Genomic DNA, 16,613 nt, shown 5'->3' with positions numbered 1-16,613 from the left:
TGACCATGGACGACTCCGCCCTGACCCTCGACGGCAACGCGATCGCCGGCCTGCTGGCCGACGTGTTCAACGGCGCCGAGGTGACCGCCGCGCTACGCGGCTGCGGCAGCTGCGGCCAGCTCCACGCGATCGGCGAGCATCGCCTCTACCGCGGCCCCGGCTTCGTCCTACGCTGCCCGGGCTGCGACGACGTCGCGCTGACGCTGATCGACGCCGACGGCCACCGCTCGGTCCGGCTGACGGGCACGTGGTCGATCCGGACGCCGCGCTAGCGCGCCTGGCAGCGGCCGCGGGCTGGCGCGCCTGCGGGACGACGTGGCAAGCGTCCGCTTCCACCCGGGGATGGCGCTGATCGTCCAGCGGTCCTAGAGGCGCGACGCCGGCCGCCAGGCGGCTGGACGTCGTCGAGGGTCAACGGTGCATTTGGGTTCTATACGAACCAAAATGCACCGTTGACCCTGTGGCTCGGCCCCGAAGCGTGGACGCGACTCACGCATCGGTACACCAAGCGTTGGCGGAGCCGGGACTGCGGCCGCGGACGCAGACCGTCGCGCCGCCGGGACGCCTCGATACCGCGTGTACCGAGCTAGGAGAGCATCGGTGACGGTGGGATGCGCGTCTGCCCTGTGATCGTCGGGATGCGCATGCCGAGCTCGTCGGCGAAGCACCAGACCCAGTCCTCCCCCGGCTCAAGTGAGCGGATGAGTTGGTGGCTGGACGCGCCGGCGTGGGCCGTCGCGTGCCTGCCGGGTGAGTCGTCGCAGCAGCCGACGTGGCCGCAGGTCAGGCAGATCCGGAGGTGGAGCCAGACGCCGCCGGTCGCGAGGCAGTCCTCGCAGCCGGCGACCTCCTCGGGCAGCTCGGTGATCTCGATCTGGTCCAGGTGGCTGCAGCTCGTGCTCATCGCGGCGTCTCCTCGTTGTTGATGTCCTCGGCGCGGGCCAGCGACGGTGTCGCGCCGGTGATCGGCAGCCAGACGTGGAACGTCGTCCCGTCGGCGCCGGTGTCGAAGCTGATCGACCCGTCGTGGCGGTCCTCGACGATCCGCCGGACGGTATCGAGCCCCAGCCCCGTGCCCTTCCCGGGCTCCTTGGTGGTGTAGAACGGCTCCAGGATCCGCCGGCGCGACTCCTCCGGGATCCCGGGTCCGTCGTCGCCGATGTCGACCTGCACGCACGGTCCATCCACGCGCGCCCGGATCGTGAGCGTCCCGTCCTTGCCCATCGCGTCGACCGCGTTGTCGATCAGGTTGGTCCAGACCTGGTTCAGCTCGCTGCCGTGCACGGAGAGCCTCGGCAGGTCGTCCTCGAACTCCTTGACGACCCTGATGTTGGTGTGCTTGAGCTTGTGCCCCAGCACCTTCACGGTGGCCTTGATCCCCTCGCGCACATCGACGATCACGACCTCGCCACGGTCCATGTAGCTGTAGGTCTTGATCGCGCCCACGAGATCGCTCATCCGCGCCGCGGACTCCTGCAGCTCCTCGGCCAGCCCCCGCGCGCTCAGCGTCGCGGCGACCCACGCCAGCGCCTTCGACAGCGCGCCCGGCCCCGCGGCGTCGCGCACCGCGCTCAGCCACGCGTCGTCCAGATCCGCGCTCGCCAGCACCTCGGCCAGCCGCCACGCCTCCTCGACGCCCAGGTCCTCCAGGCGGTCGAGCATCTCGTCCTCGGCGTCGGCGGCGTCGACCGTCGAGCGGTCCTCCGCGGCAGCGGCCCGCGCCGCCGCCTCGCGTTGCAAGGCCACCAACTTCTCCGCGCCCTCGCGCTCCACGCCCGCCTCGACGAACGACGCGAGCACGTCCATCACCGTGTCCAGCGTGTCGGCCATCTGCGACGCGGCCCGCTGCACGGCGGCGGCCGGGTTGTTGAGCTCGTGCGCCAGCCCCGCGGCCATCGTGCCCAGCGACGCCAGCCGCTCGCGGTCGTTGTCGATCGCCTGCAGCCGCGCGGTCACCGGCCCGATCGCGGCCATGATCTTGCGGTGCACGCTGCGGTGCTTGAGCGCGAGGTCCTGGAACGTCTGGATCGGGACCAGCCCGATCACGCAGTCGCCCTCGGCGACCATCCGGACCCCGACCGGCGTCTCGGTCAGCGCTGCGATCGCCTGCATCCACGTCGGCGCGTGCATGTGGCCGATCGGCTCGAAGCGCTCGTCGGCCAGCTTGTACATGCGCGTCCCGCCGTCCAACAGCAACAACAACCCGCGCGGGGACGTGTCCTGCTCGTGGACGATCGCGCCGGACGCGATCCTGAACGCCTGCGTGGCCTCGCGCCACGCCTCCAGCTCGTCGTCGTCGAGGCCGTCGAAGAGGTCGACGGCCCGGATCTGGTCGAGCGTCACCGGGACGGTCGGGGTCATGCGGCGGCGAGGTACTCGTGGATCAGCGAGACCGCCATCGACCCCTCACCGACCGCGCTCGCGACGCGCTTGATCGAGCGCGCCCGGACGTCGCCCGCGACGAACACGCCGGGGACGCTGGTCTCCAACACGTACGGGTCGCGCTTCAACGGCCACCCGGACGCGCGCGCGTCGGCGCCCGCGAGGATGAAGCCGTGGTCGTCGCGCGCGACGGTCGCGCCGAGCCAGTCGGTCCGGGGCGCGGCGCCGACGAACACGAAGCACGCGTCGACGTCCTCCACCGTCGTGTTGCCGTCGCGGTCGCGCAACGTCATGCACTTGAGGTGGTCGTCGTCGCCCTGGGCGTCGATCGCCTCGGTCGAGGTCCGCACGTCGATGTTCGGCAGCGCGGCGATCTGCTCGATCAGGTAGCTGGACATCGACTTGGCCAGCGAGTCCGACCGCACCAACATGGTCACCTGCGCGGCCCAGTTGGCGAAGTAGACGGCGGCCTGGCCGGCGGAGTTCGCGCCGCCGATGATCACGACGCGCTGCTGGGCGCACGACCTCGCCTCGGTCAGCGCGGCGCCGTAGTAGATGCCCTTGCCGGTGAGCTCGTCGAAGCCGGGCGTGGCGAGCTTGCGGTAGGAGACGCCGGAGGCGATCAACACCGTGTTGGCCGACAGCTGGCCGCCGCCGGACAGGTGGATCATGCGCCCGGAGCCCTCGACCTCCAGGGACACCGCGTCCTGGATCGTGAGCAGCTCGGCGCCGAGCCGGCGCGCCTGGTCGGTCGCGCGCCGCGCGAGGTCGGAACCCGACAAGCCTTGCGGGAAGCCGAGGTAGTTCTCGATCCGCGACGACGTGCCCGCCTGACCGCCGGGCGCCTCGCGCTCGACCATCACGGTGGACAACCCCTCGCTCGCCCCGTAGACCGCCGCCGCCAGCCCCGCGGGCCCGCCACCGACGATCACCAAGTCATAGTGGTCGGTCGCCGGCTGGGCAGCGACGCCGAGGCGCTCGGCCAGCTCGTAGACCGTCGGCTTCTCGAGGATCGACCCGTCCTCCAGCAGCGCGACCGGCAGCCCGTCCTCGGCGACGCCCGCGACCTTCAGCAGCTCGCGCGCCTCGCCGTCGCGCTCGACGTCCAGCCAGCGCCCCGGCACGCGGTTGCGCGCCAGGAAGTCCCGGAGGTCGTGGGCGGGCTTGGAGAAGCGGTGGCCGATGACGCGCACGCCGCCGGACTCCAGCGCGGCGCCGGACTCCCACGTCTGCAGGAGGTCCTCGACGACCGGGTAGAGCTCCTCCTCCGGCGGGTCCCAGGGCTTGAGCAGGTAGTAGTCGAGCGCGACGTCGTTGATCGCGGTGATCGCCGCGGCCGTGTCGGCGTAGGCGGTCAGCAGGACGCGCTTGGCGGCCGGCGCGATCTTGCGCGCCTCGACGAGGTACTCGGTCCCGGACATCCCGGGCATGCGCTGGTCGGCGATCAGCAGCGCGACCTGGTCGCCGCGGGTGATCAGCTCCTTGACGACCCCGAGCGCCTCCTCGCCCGAGTTGGCGCGCAGCACGCGGTAGCGCTCGCCGAAGCGGCGGCGCAGGTCGCGGGCGACGGCGGCCAGGACGGCCGGCTCGTCGTCGACCGCGACGATCGCTGGGCGGCGGGTGCGCTCGGGCGCGGGTGCGGCGGGTGCGGCGTCGTCAGGCATCTGCCTGTGAGCTTCTCACGGAGTTCAAGTGCTAGTCCTTGAACTCGAAGCGGAAGGCCTTGGCGCCGTTGACGCAGCGCCACTGGCCGCCGTACTGGGAGCCGGAGACCTGGGTGCAGCGGTAGGACTGGACCCTGATGGTCCTGGAGTAGTCGCCCCTGTAGGACTTCATGACCCTGGTCGCGGCGGCGCAGCTGAGGCCGCGGGCCGAGGAGATCAGGACGTTGGGGTAGTCGGCGTAGCTGTGGCAGTCGACGACGGCGGCTGCGGTGGCGACGGGCGGGACCGGGGTGGGGAGTGCGATGACCATGTGTGCTCGCGAATCTAGGAGATCACGATGGTTGCGCGCGCAACTAGTTGTGCTATCGTGAGGCGCACTATGGAACTCGGACTCGCCACCTTCGCCGACCTGCCGGCCGGCATGAGCCCCCAGCAGCGGATGAAGGACCTCCTGGAGGAGGCCAAGCTCGCCGACGAGCTGGGGCTCGACGTCTTCGCCATCGGGGAGCACCATCGCCCCGACTACCTGATCTCCTCGCCGACGGTCGCCCTCGGCGCCGCGGCCGCGATCACGGACAACATCCGGCTTTCGTCAGCCGTCACCGTGCTCTCCTCCGAGGACCCGGTCCGGCTCTTCCAGCAGTTCGCGGAGATCGACCTGATCTCCGGCGGGCGCGCGGAGATCATGGCCGGGCGCGGGTCGTTCATCGAGTCGTTCCCCTTGTTCGGCAAGGACTTGGACGACTACGACGACCTGTACCTCGAGAACCTCGAGTTGTTGTTGGCCTTGCGTGAGTCGCCGGTCGTGACGTGGTCCGGCAAGCACCGCGCGCCGTTGGTCGACGCGGGCGTGTGGCCGCGCCCGGTGCAGGACCCGCTGCCGGTCTGGGTCGCCGTGGGCGGGTCGCCGCAGTCGGTGGTCCGGGCGGCGTCGCTGGGGCTCCCGCTGACGATCGCGATCATCGGCGGCGAGCTGGAGAAGTTCGTCCCGCTCGTGAACCTGTACCGCGAGGCGTGGGCGGCCGTGGGCCTCGATCCGGCCGAGGCGCGGGTGGCGATCAACACGCACACGTTCGTCGGCGATGCCGATCAGGCGTTCGCACCTGGCTATCTGGGCGTCATGAACCGGATCGGCCGCGAGCGCGGCTGGGGGCCGTCGGGGATGGACCAGTTCCATGCGCTGACGTCGCCGCGGGGTGCGCTGGCGGCGGGGTCGGTGGAGCAGGTCGCGGAGAAGATCCTCTACGGGCACGAGCTGTTCGGCCACCAGCGGTACCTGGGGCACATGAGCCTTGGCGCGGTCGCGCATGCGGACGTGTTGAAGTCGATGGAGCTGTTCGGGACCGAGGTCGCGCCGATCGTGCGGGCCGAGGTGGCGCGCCGCGAGGCGAGCGCCGCGCCCGTGGCCTAATCGCCTAGTCGCCGCGCGGGGCCCAGCGGTGCTCGGTCCAGCGCTCGCCGTCCCAGAGGCGCCTGATGTGCGGCGTCTCCAGGGGCGGGTCGGGGTCCGGGTACCAGCCGGGCGGGGCGTCGGGGCCGGCCGGTGGGACCGCGAGCGTTGTTGTCGGGGTCGCTGCTGGCGGTGCGTGGTGCGGTGGTGGCGGCTCGGGTCGCTCCCGGCGGTCCGGCAGGGCGGCGACCAGCGCGACGACGAGCAGCGCGCCCGCGAGGGCGAGCAGGACGATCGCGACGACGCCGTCGAGCAGGAACCCGGCCACGGCACCCGCGACGGCGCCGATCGCAGCGCCGGGCAGGACGGTCCGCAGCGGCGGCAGCGGCGACTGCCGGTGGAAGTGCGTCGGGAGCGAGAGATGCGCGGGCACGATGCCCGGACCACGTTGCGCCCGGACCGGGCGAGCGGGCAATCGCCCGCGGCGGGTGATCCGGAATCGTGTGCGCCGGGCGTGAGGTGTTGCGCGAGGCGCGCGGTTCGCGACGACTTCGCGCAGGGTTCGCGATGGTTCTGCGTCTTTGCGCGGGTTCGGGGCGTCCGGGGATGCATGGTGGGGCGATGCATCACCAGCGCATCGTCCTCAACGGCCCGGAGCCCGGGTTGCTCGCCGCCGCGGCGGCGCTCGGCGCGGCGGGCGCGACGCCCGTCGCGGCGGATCCACCGCGCTTCGTCTGGACCGTCCCGCGCGCCGGACCGCTCGAGGCGCTCGCCGCGCGCCATCCGGACGTCGTGTTCGGCGTCGAGCGCTTCGCCGCGCTCGGGGCGACGTTCGAGCACCTGATCGTCCACGGCGCCGAGGTGACGCTGCTGGCGCGCCGCAGCTTCGTCGAGGACGACGACGAGGAGACGACGGCGTCTCCCCCGGTCCCGGCGTCGTCGCGCCTCGCCGTGCTCGCGACGCGGCGGGTCGCCGCGCTGGAGCGGGCGGCGCGCGCCGTCGCGGCCGAGCCAACGGCGTTCGGGCCGGCGACCGGGACGACGCTCGACGACGCGCTGCTCGTCGCGCCCGCGCTCGGCCGCCTGGCGGCGGTCGCGGGCGATCCGCTCGACGACGACCGGCCGTCGCCGCAGGCGCTGTCGGCGCTGCGGGCGCTCGGCGCGGTCGGGCTGACGGTCGGCGCGACCTGCGACGGCCCGGCGTGCGACGCCGAGCTGGAGTTCGAACGCGCCTGGCGCCTCGCGCGGGCGCACGCGTGCGCGGGGGACGACCCGTTCGCCGACGACGAGCGGCCCGACTGGCCGGACTGGCTGATGTTCGTCCTGTCGTGCGGCGCGGGCGTGATCGAGGCGTGCGCCGGGTCGCTGCACCGCGGTCCGCCGGGAGCGATCCCGGTCCACCACGAGCACTACGCGACCGCCGACGAGCAGCTCGAACGTGCCGCGGCGCTGCTCACCATCACGACGATCCAGGCGCTCGCGCTCTTCGCGCCTAGGCAGGAGCGGGACACCTGAGTACCCAATGACATTGCTCTGCATGGCTTGTGCGCCAGAACCCCTACATGTCGTGCTAGCACCCTGGATCGAGCGGACGCACCGGTCTAGAGTCGGCCCACTGGCAGGCGGGAGGCAGGAAGGACCCTATGAGGCATCGGAAGCGCTCTTCTGTCCCAACCATGCGCGCCGCGGACCTGCCGCAACTCGTCCCCGCGCTCGCCTACCTCGGCGCGCCGGCCGACCGCGACCCGCTGGTCGTCGCCGCCGCCGAGCTGCAGCTCGACGTGATCGCCGTCGCGGGAGGTGATGGCGACCCTGACGCGCTCGCGCTCGCGCTCGACGCGGTCAGCGACGGCCCCTCGTCCTGCCTGGTCGTGCGCCGCCTCGGCGACCTCGCGACCGCATCCGCCGACCTCTCCGCGGTCCTCGACCGGATCGACGCGGCCGGCATCCGCCTCGTCGCCCTCGACGTCGGCCTCGACACCGCCAGCACCTCCGGCCACCTCGCCCTCCGCCACCAGCCGCGCCGCCGCCAGGCGCCCTGGCTGCAGGTGGTTCCGAGCGAGCCGACGCCGGACGCGGAGCCTCCCGCGCCCGAGACTCCGCCGGCCGTGACGAACGGCGAGGCGCGCCCGCTCGACGAAGCGCGGCCGGTAGCGGAGCCGCCCACGCCCGCGACTCCGCCCACGGCGGTGCCTCCGCTGGCCGCCGTCGCTCCGCCCGCCGTTGTGGCGGTGGCGGTGGCGCCGGCGCCGGCGCCTGAGCCTCCGCCCGCCGCCGTCATTGCGGAAGCGCCGGCGCCCGAGCCTCCGCGACGGGGTGTCGTGAAGCGGGCGACGAGTCCGGTGCGGGCGATCGGCTACGCGTCGGCGGCCGGCAGCAGGGATGGCGCGGCAGCGGCGATGTGCGCGCAGCGGCAGGCGATCGAGGCGCATTGTGGGATGTGCGACGAGGTCGATCTGCTGGAGCTCGTCGGTGACCGCGAGCACGGCAGGGACCGCAGGGCGCTGGAACGGCCCGGGCTGTCGCACGTCCTGCAGCGGCTCGCCCGCGGCGAGGCCGCGTGCCTGGTCATCTGCGGCCTGGACCACCTCTCGAGGTCGGTCGCCGAGCTGGGCCAGCTGCTGCGCTGGCTCGACAGGCTGGAGATCCGGCTGATCGCGCTGGATCTCGACCTCGACACCGCGACCGCGTCGGGCCGCGAGACGACGCGCGCGCTCGCCTCGGTCTCGCAGTGGGAGCGCGAACGGATCTCCGAACGCACGAAGGCCGGGCTCGCGGCGGCGCGCGCGAAGCGCCACTCGGGCACCGGCGAGAAGGCGCGCGCGACGGCCGTGCTCCACCAGCGCATCGCCGCGATGCGCGCCGACGGCATGACCCTCCAGGCGATCGCCGACGTGCTGAACGCCGAAGGCGTCCCGACCCAGCGCGGCGGCGCCAAGTGGCGCCCGTCGTCGGTGCAGTCCGCCGCCGGCTACAAGCGCCCCCAGCACGCCCGCTCCGCCAGCCGCCTCCCGGACCCCCAACCCGTCTGACCACCAGGCCGCGGCGCGACGCGACGCCCCGAGGATCCAAGTCGTCTGGCCCCCGATATGCGGGGGCCGGACGACTTGCGTTCGACGGTGGCGGCGCCGTGCCTGGTCGCAGGTCCAGTCCAACCTTCCGTTTCCGCAAGCGGTCGGGCTGCGTAAACGGTCCGGGGGCTTGCGGAGGCCGCAAGGTCCGGCGAGCATGCACGACCGAGCATTCGGATCCCGGTCCTCCCGCTGCAGGTGTCGGAGCCTGCTGCGGGCCACGCCGCGATCCGAGCCCCGGAACACGCATCCGGGGCATCGTCTTTCGATGAGCCGGGCCCACGCCGTGGGACCGGCGGGCGCGCACCGCGACCCGCAATCAGCTGCACACCATCGAAAGGGGCTTGATGAGCGTTCATCGCTTCATCGCTCTGGTTGCCAGCGTTGCAGCGCTGGTGATCGGCGGTCCGATCGCTTCGGCGGTCGCGGCCGGCTCAGCCGATCAGACGGGCGCCCAGACGTCCGCCTCCCAGGGCTCCAATTCGGGGACCACGTCCCAGGGTGCAGGCCAGTCGCAATCTGCAGCATCGCCGTCATGCACGGCGGGCTGTGGCGGCTCCGGCCAAGCCCAGCAGTCTGCGCAATCCTCCGACACGACGCAGAGCGCAAGCTCCAGCGCCAACGCCAATCAGAACGCTGTCAACGCGAACGTCCCAGTGGTCGTGAGCGGTGACGGCGTGTCGGTCGGTTCCCAGACGTACGGGAACATCGCACCGGCGAGCGGCTCGTCCTCTGCCACGCAGAACGCGAGCAACGCGGCGACCTCGTCCGCGTCCAACACGGCGAACACCTCCCAGAACTCCTCGCAGACCCAGTCGAGCAGCTCAAGCTGCGTGACCGGCTGCGGCGGTTCCGGGCAGGCCCAGTCGTCGTCCCAGGACGCCTCGACGGATCAGACCGCCACCTCCACCGCAGATGCGAGGCAGAAGGCGGTCAACGCCAATGTCCCGGTCATCGTCAGCGGTGGGTCCGTCACGAGCGGCAACAGCTCTGCGACGCAGAGCAACAGCAACTCGGCGGACTCGTCGGCGTCCAACACGGCGACGACGGATCAGAGCAACTCGCAGACCCAGACCAGCAGCTCCAGCTGCCAGTCGGGCTGCGGCGGCTCAGGCCAGGCGCAGGAGAGCAGTCAGACGGCATCGACCGACCAGTCCGCGGACTCGTCGGCCACCGCCACGCAGAACGGTGTCAACGCGAACGTCCCGGTCATCGTGGCCGGCGGCGACGTGGTGGCGGGCGACAGCTCCGCCGACCAGACACTGAGCAACTCGGCCAGTTCGGAGGCGTCCAACTCCGCCGAGACCACCCAGAACGGCCCGCAGTCCCAGACCGCAAGCAGCTCCTGCGGTTACGGCTGCGGCGGCTCCGGCCAGGCGCAGTCGTCTGACCAGAGCGCCGACACCTCGCAGACGGCCTCCTCCTCCGCCACGGCGGACCAGAAGGGCGTCAACGCGAACACGCCGGTCACGATCAGCAGTGGGGACTACTCCGGTGGCTCGAGCTCTGCGTCGCAGAGCAACAGCAACTCGGCGTCGTCCAGTGCGTCCAACACGGCGTCGACGACCCAGTCGAACGACCAATCCCAGTCGAGCAGCTCAAGCTGCACGGCCGGGTGCGGCGGCTCGGGCCAGGCGCAGGACAGCACCCAGTACGCGTCCACCGATCAGGACGCGACGTCGGACTCGACGGCAGATCAGACCGGCACGAACGCCAATGCGCCGGTCTCCTTCGTCGATCCGCCGAGCTCTGCCTCGCAGAGCCTGGACAACTCGGCCGATTCCTCGGCCACGAACGACGCCGACACCTCCCAGGACTCGTCCCAGTCCCAGTCGAGCAGCGGAAGCTGCGAGGCCGGCTGTGGCGGTTCGGGCCAGGCGCAGTCGTCGGATCAGTCGGCAGAGACCGATCAGTCGGCCGACTCCACCGCGGACGCGACCCAGAAGGGCACGAACGACGGTGGCTCGCAGGACAACTCCAACAGCGCGGACTCCTCGGCGGACAACACGTCGTCGACGGACCAGTCCACGTCGCAGGACCAGTCCAGCAGCGACAGCTGCTCGGCCGGCTGCGGCGGCTCGGGTCAGGCTCAGGAGGCGTCCCAGGACGCGTCCACCGACCAGAGCGCGTCGTCGGAGGGCACCGCTGACCAGACCGGCACCAACGCCGGTGGCGACCAGTCGCTGGACAACTCGGCTACGTCCGAGGCCTCCAACGACGCGTCGACCTCCCAGGATCCCGACCAGACCCAGTCGAGCAGCGACAGCTGCGACGCCGGGTGTGGCGGCTCCGGGCAGGCCCAGTCGGCGGATCAGTCGGCTGACACCACGCAGTCGGCGGACTCCACGGCGGACGCGACCCAGTCGGGCGTGAACGTCGCGGGTGCGCAGGACAACTCCAACAGCGCTGATTCGTCCGCGGACAACACCGCGTCCACGGATCAGGGGACGTCGCAGGACCAGTCGAGCAGCGATTCGTGCTCGGCCGGTTGTGGCGGCTCCGGCCAGGCCCAGGACGCGTCGCAGGACGCCTCCACGGACCAGACCGCGTCCTCGGAGTCCGACGCCACGCAGAGCGGCGTCAACACCGCCGGCGACCAGTCGCTGGACAACTCGGGGACCTCCGAGGCGTCCAACGACGCGTCCACCGACCAGAGCCTCGACCAGAGCCAGGACAGCAGCGACAGCTGCGACGCCGGCTGTGGCGGTTCCGGTCAGGCGCAGTCGTCGGACCAGTCGGCCAGCACCGATCAGTCGGTCGACTCCGCGGCCTACGCCACGCAGGACGGCGTGAACGTCGCGGGCTCGCAGGACAACTCCAACACCGCCGATTCGAGCGCGGACAACACCGCGTCGACGGATCAGGACACGTCGCAGGACCAGTCGAGCAGCGACAGCTGCTCGGTCGGCTGTGGCGGTTCCGGGCAGGCCCAGGAGGCGTCGCAGGACGCCTCGACGGACCAGTCCGCGGATTCGGAGGGCGACGCCGAGCAGACCGGCACCAACGCCGGCGGCTCGCAGTCGCTGGACAACTCGGGCACCTCCGAGGCGTCCAACGATGCCAGCACCACGCAGGATCCCGACCAGTCGCAGTCGAGCAGCGAGAGCTGCGCGGCGGCGTGTGGCGGGGCCGGCCAGGCGCAGGCGTCGGACCAGTCGGCCGACACCGATCAGTCGGCCAGCTCCTCCGCGGACGCGTCCCAGAAGGGCGTCAACGCGGGCGGAGAGCAGTCCCTGGACAACGCGGCGGACTCGTCCGCCGACAACGACGCGTCCACCGACCAGATGGTCGACCAGGACCAGTCCGCTGATTCCAGCGGCCCGGGCCAGGTCCAGGAAGCGCAGCAGTGCGCGACCACGACCCAGGATGCGTACAGCGAGGCGAACGCCGATCAGTCCGGCACCAACGCCTCGACGGACACGGGCGATGTCGAGGATCTCGTCAACGCCTAGAGCCATGCTCGTGCTGTGGGCGACGGCGGCGGTTGCCGTCGTCGCTCCGGCGCGCGCCGGCGCCGACGCCGCTGCCGGCGCGGTCGCCGCCAACGTGGCGGTGACGATCCAGCTGCTGTGGCAGGTCCAGCAGGGGTGCGCGCGCGAGTGCGTGGGGACGTCGCAGACCCAGGAGGCCGCGCAGCAGGCGACGACGGTCCAGATCGCCGCGGCGAGCGGCGATGTCGGCTCCGGCTCCGTGAGCGCTCAGAACTCCAGCGCGACGATCCAGCTGATCGTCCAGACCCAGCTCGGGTGCGTGGCGTTCTGCATCGGGACGACGCGCGTGCAGATCGCGTCGCAGCGCGCCGACGCGTCCCAGCTGGCGACCGCGATCTCGGCCGGGCTGACCGCGAGCGCGACCAACACCATGTACTTCAACCAGCTCGTCTGGCAGTACCAGGACGCGTGCCTGCGGGCGTGCGTCGACGTCGACGCCCGCCAGGTCGTCGACCAGGCGGCGGACGGCGTGCAGGCGGCCGGCGGCGACGTCGGCACGCTGCCGCCGCCGCCCGCGGACCCGGACCTCGGCGCGTTCACGACGTGGCTGGCGACGGTCGCGGGGGCCGCGACCGTGGACGTCGTCCAGCAGCAGGACATCGCCGCGTGCCTGGCGCACTGCGCCGGCGACGTGCAGGTCCAGATCAGCGTGCAGCAGGCGACGACCGCGCAGACCAGCGTGGCGACGAGCGCCGAACCGGCGAGGACGGACGTCCCGGACGGCGCGACTGCCACCGCCGCCGCGACTGTGCCGACCGCGGTCGCGCCTGCTGCCGGCACGGCGGGAGCGCAGAGCGTGGCGGCGTCGGTGGCGACGCCGCCGGCGCGGCGCTCCGGCGTCACCCGACACCGCCGGGTCCAGCACCACCGCCGCGCGGCGCGCGCGCATGTGCGTGTGCACGTGCGCAGCGCGCCGCGCAGCACCCCACACCATCGACGCAGCACCGGAGGGATCCACCGTGGGACGTGAACGAGGCATCATGTTGATGGCATCGATCGCCATGTTGATGGCGTTGATCGCCGCACCCGCTGCGCTGGCGACGCCGCCGAACGTCGGGATCAGCGCGTCGGCGAGCACGGCGCGCGTGAACCAGACGATCGGCTTCACCGCGAACGCGAGCGGCAACGACGGCGCGACGATCGCGTCGCTGACCTGGAGCTACGGCGACGGCGCCGGGGACTCCGGCGCGTCGGTCACGCACAGCTACGGCGCGACCGGCAGGTACACGGTGACGCTGACCGCCACCGACTCCAACGGCGAGACCGCGAGCGACACGCAGCCCATCCGCGTCGTCGGGAACCCGAGCGCGTCGTTCGGCTTCGCGCCGGGGACGCCGAACATCGGCGACACCGTGTCGTTCGACGGCCGCGGCTCCAACGACCCGGGCGGCTCGATCGCCTCCTACGCGTGGTCGTTCGGCGACGGCACCAACGGCTCCGGCGCGCAGCCGAGCCACAGCTATGCGACGGGCGGCGACAAGACCGTCACGCTGACGGTCACCGCGTCGCTCGACGGGCTGACCGCGTTCGCGAGCAGGACCATCCACATCAACATCCCGCCGAGGGCGTCGTTCGTCTTCGCCGCGGTCAACGCGCCGGCCGGCCAGGACCCGTTCACGCCGGTGCTCGGCCAGCAGGTCGCGCTGAGCGCGCAGTCCTCGAACGACCCCGACGGGTCGGTCACGTCCTACGCGTGGGACCTCGGAACCGGGACGTTCGCCGCGCCCGCCAGCGTGTCGTGGTTGTTGACCAACTTCACCACCGCGGGCAGGAAGGACGTGCGGTTGAAGATCACCGACAACGGCGGCGCGAGCACGATCGCCACGACGTCCTTCCGCGTCAACTCGCCGCCGGTCGCGGGCTTCGACGTCGCGCCGACCGCGCCGGAGACCGGCCAGGCCGTGACGTTCTCCTCGACCGCGTCGGACCCGGACGGCGTCGCCGACCTCGGCGCGACGACGTGGGATCTCAACGGCGACGGCACCTACGGCGACGCGACCGGCGCGACCGCGAGGGCCGTGTTCCTGACTGCCGGGACGTACACGATCGGCGAGAAGGTGACCGACAAGGGCGGCGCGGCGACGATCGCCACCAAGACGCTGACGGTCGCCGGCCCGCCCGCGCCCGCGCCGACCGGTGGCGACGGCGGCGGCACGCCGCCCACCGTGGTGCCGGGACCGGGCCAGCCGGTGGTGCTCGGCGTCGGGGCGAGGACGAGCGCGACGACGCCGGCGGGCACGACCGCGACGATCAGCTCGGCGTCGAGGCCTGCCGCCGCGCCCCCGCTGAGGGGACTGAGGGGCGTGCGCGTCCAGCTGGCCGGCAGCGTGACCGGCGCCCGGACGCGGATCACCAAGATCATGGTGTTGGGTCCGGCGGGCGCGGTGGTGACCGCCGCGTGCCACGGCTCCGGGTGTCCGAGGAGGGCGCTGCGCGGGACGATCGCGGGCGCCGCCGGGGTCCGGCTGAAGGGCCTGGAGCGAACGCTGAGCGCGGGCGCGACGATCACGATCTCGCTGCGCAAGTCCGGCTACGCGACCAAGCGCATCACGTTAACGATGCGCCGCGCGAAGGCGCCGAAGCGGGTCGAGGCGTGCCTGGTCAAGGGCACCGACGGCAGGACCAAGGTGGGGTCATGCCCGGCGTCGTGAACACCGCCAGGAGCGATGACGGGCGTCGGGCGACGACGCCCAGCGTCGTGAGCACCGCCAAGAGCACGCGCTCGGTGGCGCAGTGGTCGGGCCTGGCCCGCGCGGCGGCGCTCGTCGCCGCGGCGGGCGTGTGCTACGCGGCGGCCTATGGCGTCGGGTCGCTGACCGATGACGGTTCCGGAGGATCGCCTGCGGCGTCCTCCCCATCCCCTGCGCGCGCGGCCGCCGCACCGGCCGCGCGCGTGAGCCTCGCGCCTGCCGCCGCGCTGCCCGCGCCGGCGGTGGTGGCGCGCAGGCGCGTGGCGGTCGTCGCTGCGCCGAGGCGCGCGGTGAGGGCAGCGGTGGCGGCGCCGAGGCGCACCGCCGTGGTCGTCGCGGCGCCGAGGCGCGCGGTGCGCGTCACGCCGGTCAGGACGGTCCCGGTCTCGACCCCGGTGCGGGCCACCCCGGCGCCCAAGGCCGCGCCGAAGCGCCCGCAGCCCGCCGCCGCGCAGCCCGCGGCGAGGCCCCAGACCACCACCTTCTTCGACGACGGCACGTGATGGCGATGACCAACGACTTCACGATCGACCGCGAGCTCGCGACCCGCGGCGCCTGGACGCTCTCAGCCGCCCACGGCCGCGGCCGCGACGTCGAGCTGGCGACCTCCGACCGGCCCGGCGCCGGCGCGCTGGCCGCGCGCCTCGAGGCGCTGCGCACCGCGCCGCGCAGGCCGAGCGACCTGGCCCTGGCGCTCCCGATCGCGACCGGGACCGAGGCGGCGAGCGCGGACGGCGGCGCGCGCGCCTGGATCGCGCGGCCGGTCCTGACCGGGCCGACGCTCGCCGACCGGCTCGCCGAGGGTCCGCTGGAGCGCAACGAGGCGTTGCGGGTCCTGAGCCTCGTCGCGGGGGCGCTCGACACGCTGACCGCGTGGGACCTGCGCGCGCCGTTGCCGACGCCGCAGCGGATTGGCCTCGCCCGGCGCTCGCCCGCGCAGCCGTTGTTGTACGACTACGGGATCCCGGATGACGAGGTCGACCTCGTCGCGGACGCGGACTACGTCGCGCCGGAGGTCGCCGCGGGTGGTCCGCGGACGACGGCGAGCAACGTGTACGCCTTGGCCTGCGTGCTCGTCGAGTGCCTGACCGGCGCGCCGCCGTTCCCCTATGACATGCCCGCGCTCGTGCTCAACGCGCACCGGACCGAGCCGCCGCCGCGGATCGCCGCGGCGACCGGCCTGCCGGACCCGCTCGACAGGGTCCTGCAGACCGCGCTCGACAAGCGTCCCGAGCAGCGCCAGCAGACGCCGACCGGCCTGATGCGCGCCGCCCAGCGGGCGCTCGGCCACCGCCGCTTCCCGCTGCCCGCGCTGGCCGCCCCGCCGGCGCCCAGGCGCGCCAAGACCCCACAGCCCTCGCCGCGAGCCACCGCGGCGAACCCGCCGCGCGCGGCCGCCTCACCCCGCGCGGCGAGCCCGTCGAGACGGCGCCGGTCGCGATGGCCGGCGCCGTCCGGCGTGGGTGTCGCGGCGGTGCTGCTGCTCGCCGGCACCGCCGGCTACGCGACCGCCACCAACGGCCCGGACCACCGGGCGTCCGCACCGCCGTCCGGCGCGGCCGCCGCGGCGCTGGCGAGCCCGAGGGCGAGCGCGAGCAACGACGCGCCCGCGCTCGGCCGCGCGATGACGAGGCTCGGCGCCGAGCGCGCGGTCGCGCGCCGGCAGCTGCGCTTCGCGCGCCACCCCGGCGCGCAGGCCGCCGCCGCCCGCCGGCTGGCCGCGTCCTACGGCGCGGCGCGCGCCGCGCTCCCCCAGCCCGCGGCGCTCGACGCGGCCCTCGCCGACGTCCAGCGCGCCTACCACCGCCTCGCGACCACCGCCCGGACCGGCGACGCCGCCGCGTTCCGCCACGTCACCACCAAGATCGCCGAGCGGGAGGCGGCGCTGGACACGATCCTCCGCGGCATCGACGCCAACGCCTAGG

Annotated in this window: 14 protein-coding genes; 9 read left to right on the top strand and 5 right to left on the bottom strand. The window is 73.2% G+C overall.

All coding sequences use genetic code 11. The annotated features are described in order from the left end of the window. The first annotated feature begins 5 nt into the window (after positions 1-5). Entirely contained in the window at positions 6-272 is a 267-nt protein-coding gene (locus H030_RS0106695; RefSeq protein ID WP_035126843.1) for a DUF6510 family protein, read from the top strand. Between the two features lie 314 nt (positions 273-586). Here the strand turns inward: H030_RS0106695 and H030_RS0106690 are convergent, their stop codons facing one another. The 4 genes from H030_RS0106690 to H030_RS0106675 are packed head-to-tail and all read right to left on the bottom strand — an operon-like array spanning position 587 to position 4,356. Then, positions 587-904, bottom strand: coding sequence for a UBP-type zinc finger domain-containing protein (locus tag H030_RS0106690; protein WP_027005549.1), 318 nt, complete (start codon positions 902-904; stop codon positions 587-589). Then, positions 901-2,361: an ATP-binding protein gene (locus H030_RS29885; protein ID WP_081690570.1), complete on the bottom strand. Its 1,461-nt coding sequence runs from the start codon at positions 2,359-2,361 to the stop codon at positions 901-903. Before H030_RS29885 ends, H030_RS0106690 begins: the two co-directional genes overlap by 4 nt. Further along, positions 2,358-4,046: an FAD-dependent oxidoreductase gene (locus tag H030_RS0106680; protein WP_051221901.1), complete on the bottom strand. Its 1,689-nt coding sequence runs from the start codon at positions 4,044-4,046 to the stop codon at positions 2,358-2,360. Before H030_RS0106680 ends, H030_RS29885 begins: the two co-directional genes overlap by 4 nt. Before the next feature lie 31 nt (positions 4,047-4,077). Continuing rightward, positions 4,078-4,356, bottom strand: coding sequence for a hypothetical protein (locus H030_RS0106675; protein ID WP_027005547.1), 279 nt, complete (start codon positions 4,354-4,356; stop codon positions 4,078-4,080). Positions 4,357-4,425: 69 nt separating this feature from the next. On the opposite strand from H030_RS0106675, the gene H030_RS0106670 reads away from it, so the two are divergent. Beyond that, positions 4,426-5,457 (top strand): LLM class flavin-dependent oxidoreductase, encoded by a 1,032-nt coding sequence (locus H030_RS0106670; protein WP_027005546.1) that lies wholly within the window; start codon positions 4,426-4,428, stop codon positions 5,455-5,457. A gap of 4 nt (positions 5,458-5,461) precedes the next feature. On the opposite strand, the gene H030_RS39575 is transcribed toward H030_RS0106670, so the two are convergent. After that, entirely contained in the window at positions 5,462-5,869 is a 408-nt protein-coding gene (locus H030_RS39575; RefSeq protein ID WP_027005545.1) for a DUF2510 domain-containing protein, read from the bottom strand. 188 nt (positions 5,870-6,057) lie between these two features. Here H030_RS39575 and H030_RS0106660 point away from each other — a divergent pair, with 188 nt between their 5' ends. From H030_RS0106660 to H030_RS0106620, 7 genes are all read left to right on the top strand, one after another. Continuing rightward, entirely contained in the window at positions 6,058-6,951 is an 894-nt protein-coding gene (locus H030_RS0106660; protein ID WP_027005544.1) for a hypothetical protein, read from the top strand. A gap of 161 nt (positions 6,952-7,112) precedes the next feature. Further along, positions 7,113-8,468, top strand: coding sequence for a recombinase family protein (locus H030_RS40405; protein ID WP_051221899.1), 1,356 nt, complete (start codon positions 7,113-7,115; stop codon positions 8,466-8,468). 716 nt (positions 8,469-9,184) lie between these two features. Beyond that, on the top strand, positions 9,185-11,959 hold the full coding sequence (locus H030_RS36500) for a beta strand repeat-containing protein (RefSeq protein ID WP_155891878.1): 2,775 nt from the start codon (positions 9,185-9,187) through the stop codon (positions 11,957-11,959). Between the two features lie 4 nt (positions 11,960-11,963). Next, positions 11,964-12,968: a hypothetical protein gene (locus H030_RS0106635; RefSeq protein WP_027005542.1), complete on the top strand. Its 1,005-nt coding sequence runs from the start codon at positions 11,964-11,966 to the stop codon at positions 12,966-12,968. A 16-nt stretch (positions 12,969-12,984) separates the two neighbouring features. Then, on the top strand, positions 12,985-14,649 hold the full coding sequence (locus H030_RS0106630) for a PKD domain-containing protein (RefSeq protein WP_196809025.1): 1,665 nt from the start codon (positions 12,985-12,987) through the stop codon (positions 14,647-14,649). Between the two features lie 47 nt (positions 14,650-14,696). Beyond that, entirely contained in the window at positions 14,697-15,191 is a 495-nt protein-coding gene (locus H030_RS0106625) for a hypothetical protein (RefSeq protein ID WP_231398378.1), read from the top strand. A 5-nt stretch (positions 15,192-15,196) separates the two neighbouring features. Next, positions 15,197-16,612, top strand: a complete 1,416-nt coding sequence (locus H030_RS0106620) for a hypothetical protein (protein ID WP_196809024.1) — start codon at positions 15,197-15,199, stop codon at positions 16,610-16,612. The last annotated feature ends 1 nt before the right edge of the window (position 16,613 follow it).

This window comes from Conexibacter woesei Iso977N, assembly GCF_000424625.1.
GTDB classification, from domain to species: Bacteria; Actinomycetota; Thermoleophilia; order Solirubrobacterales; family Solirubrobacteraceae; genus Baekduia; species Baekduia woesei_A.
This window is presented reverse-complemented; position numbering and strand designations above follow the sequence as displayed.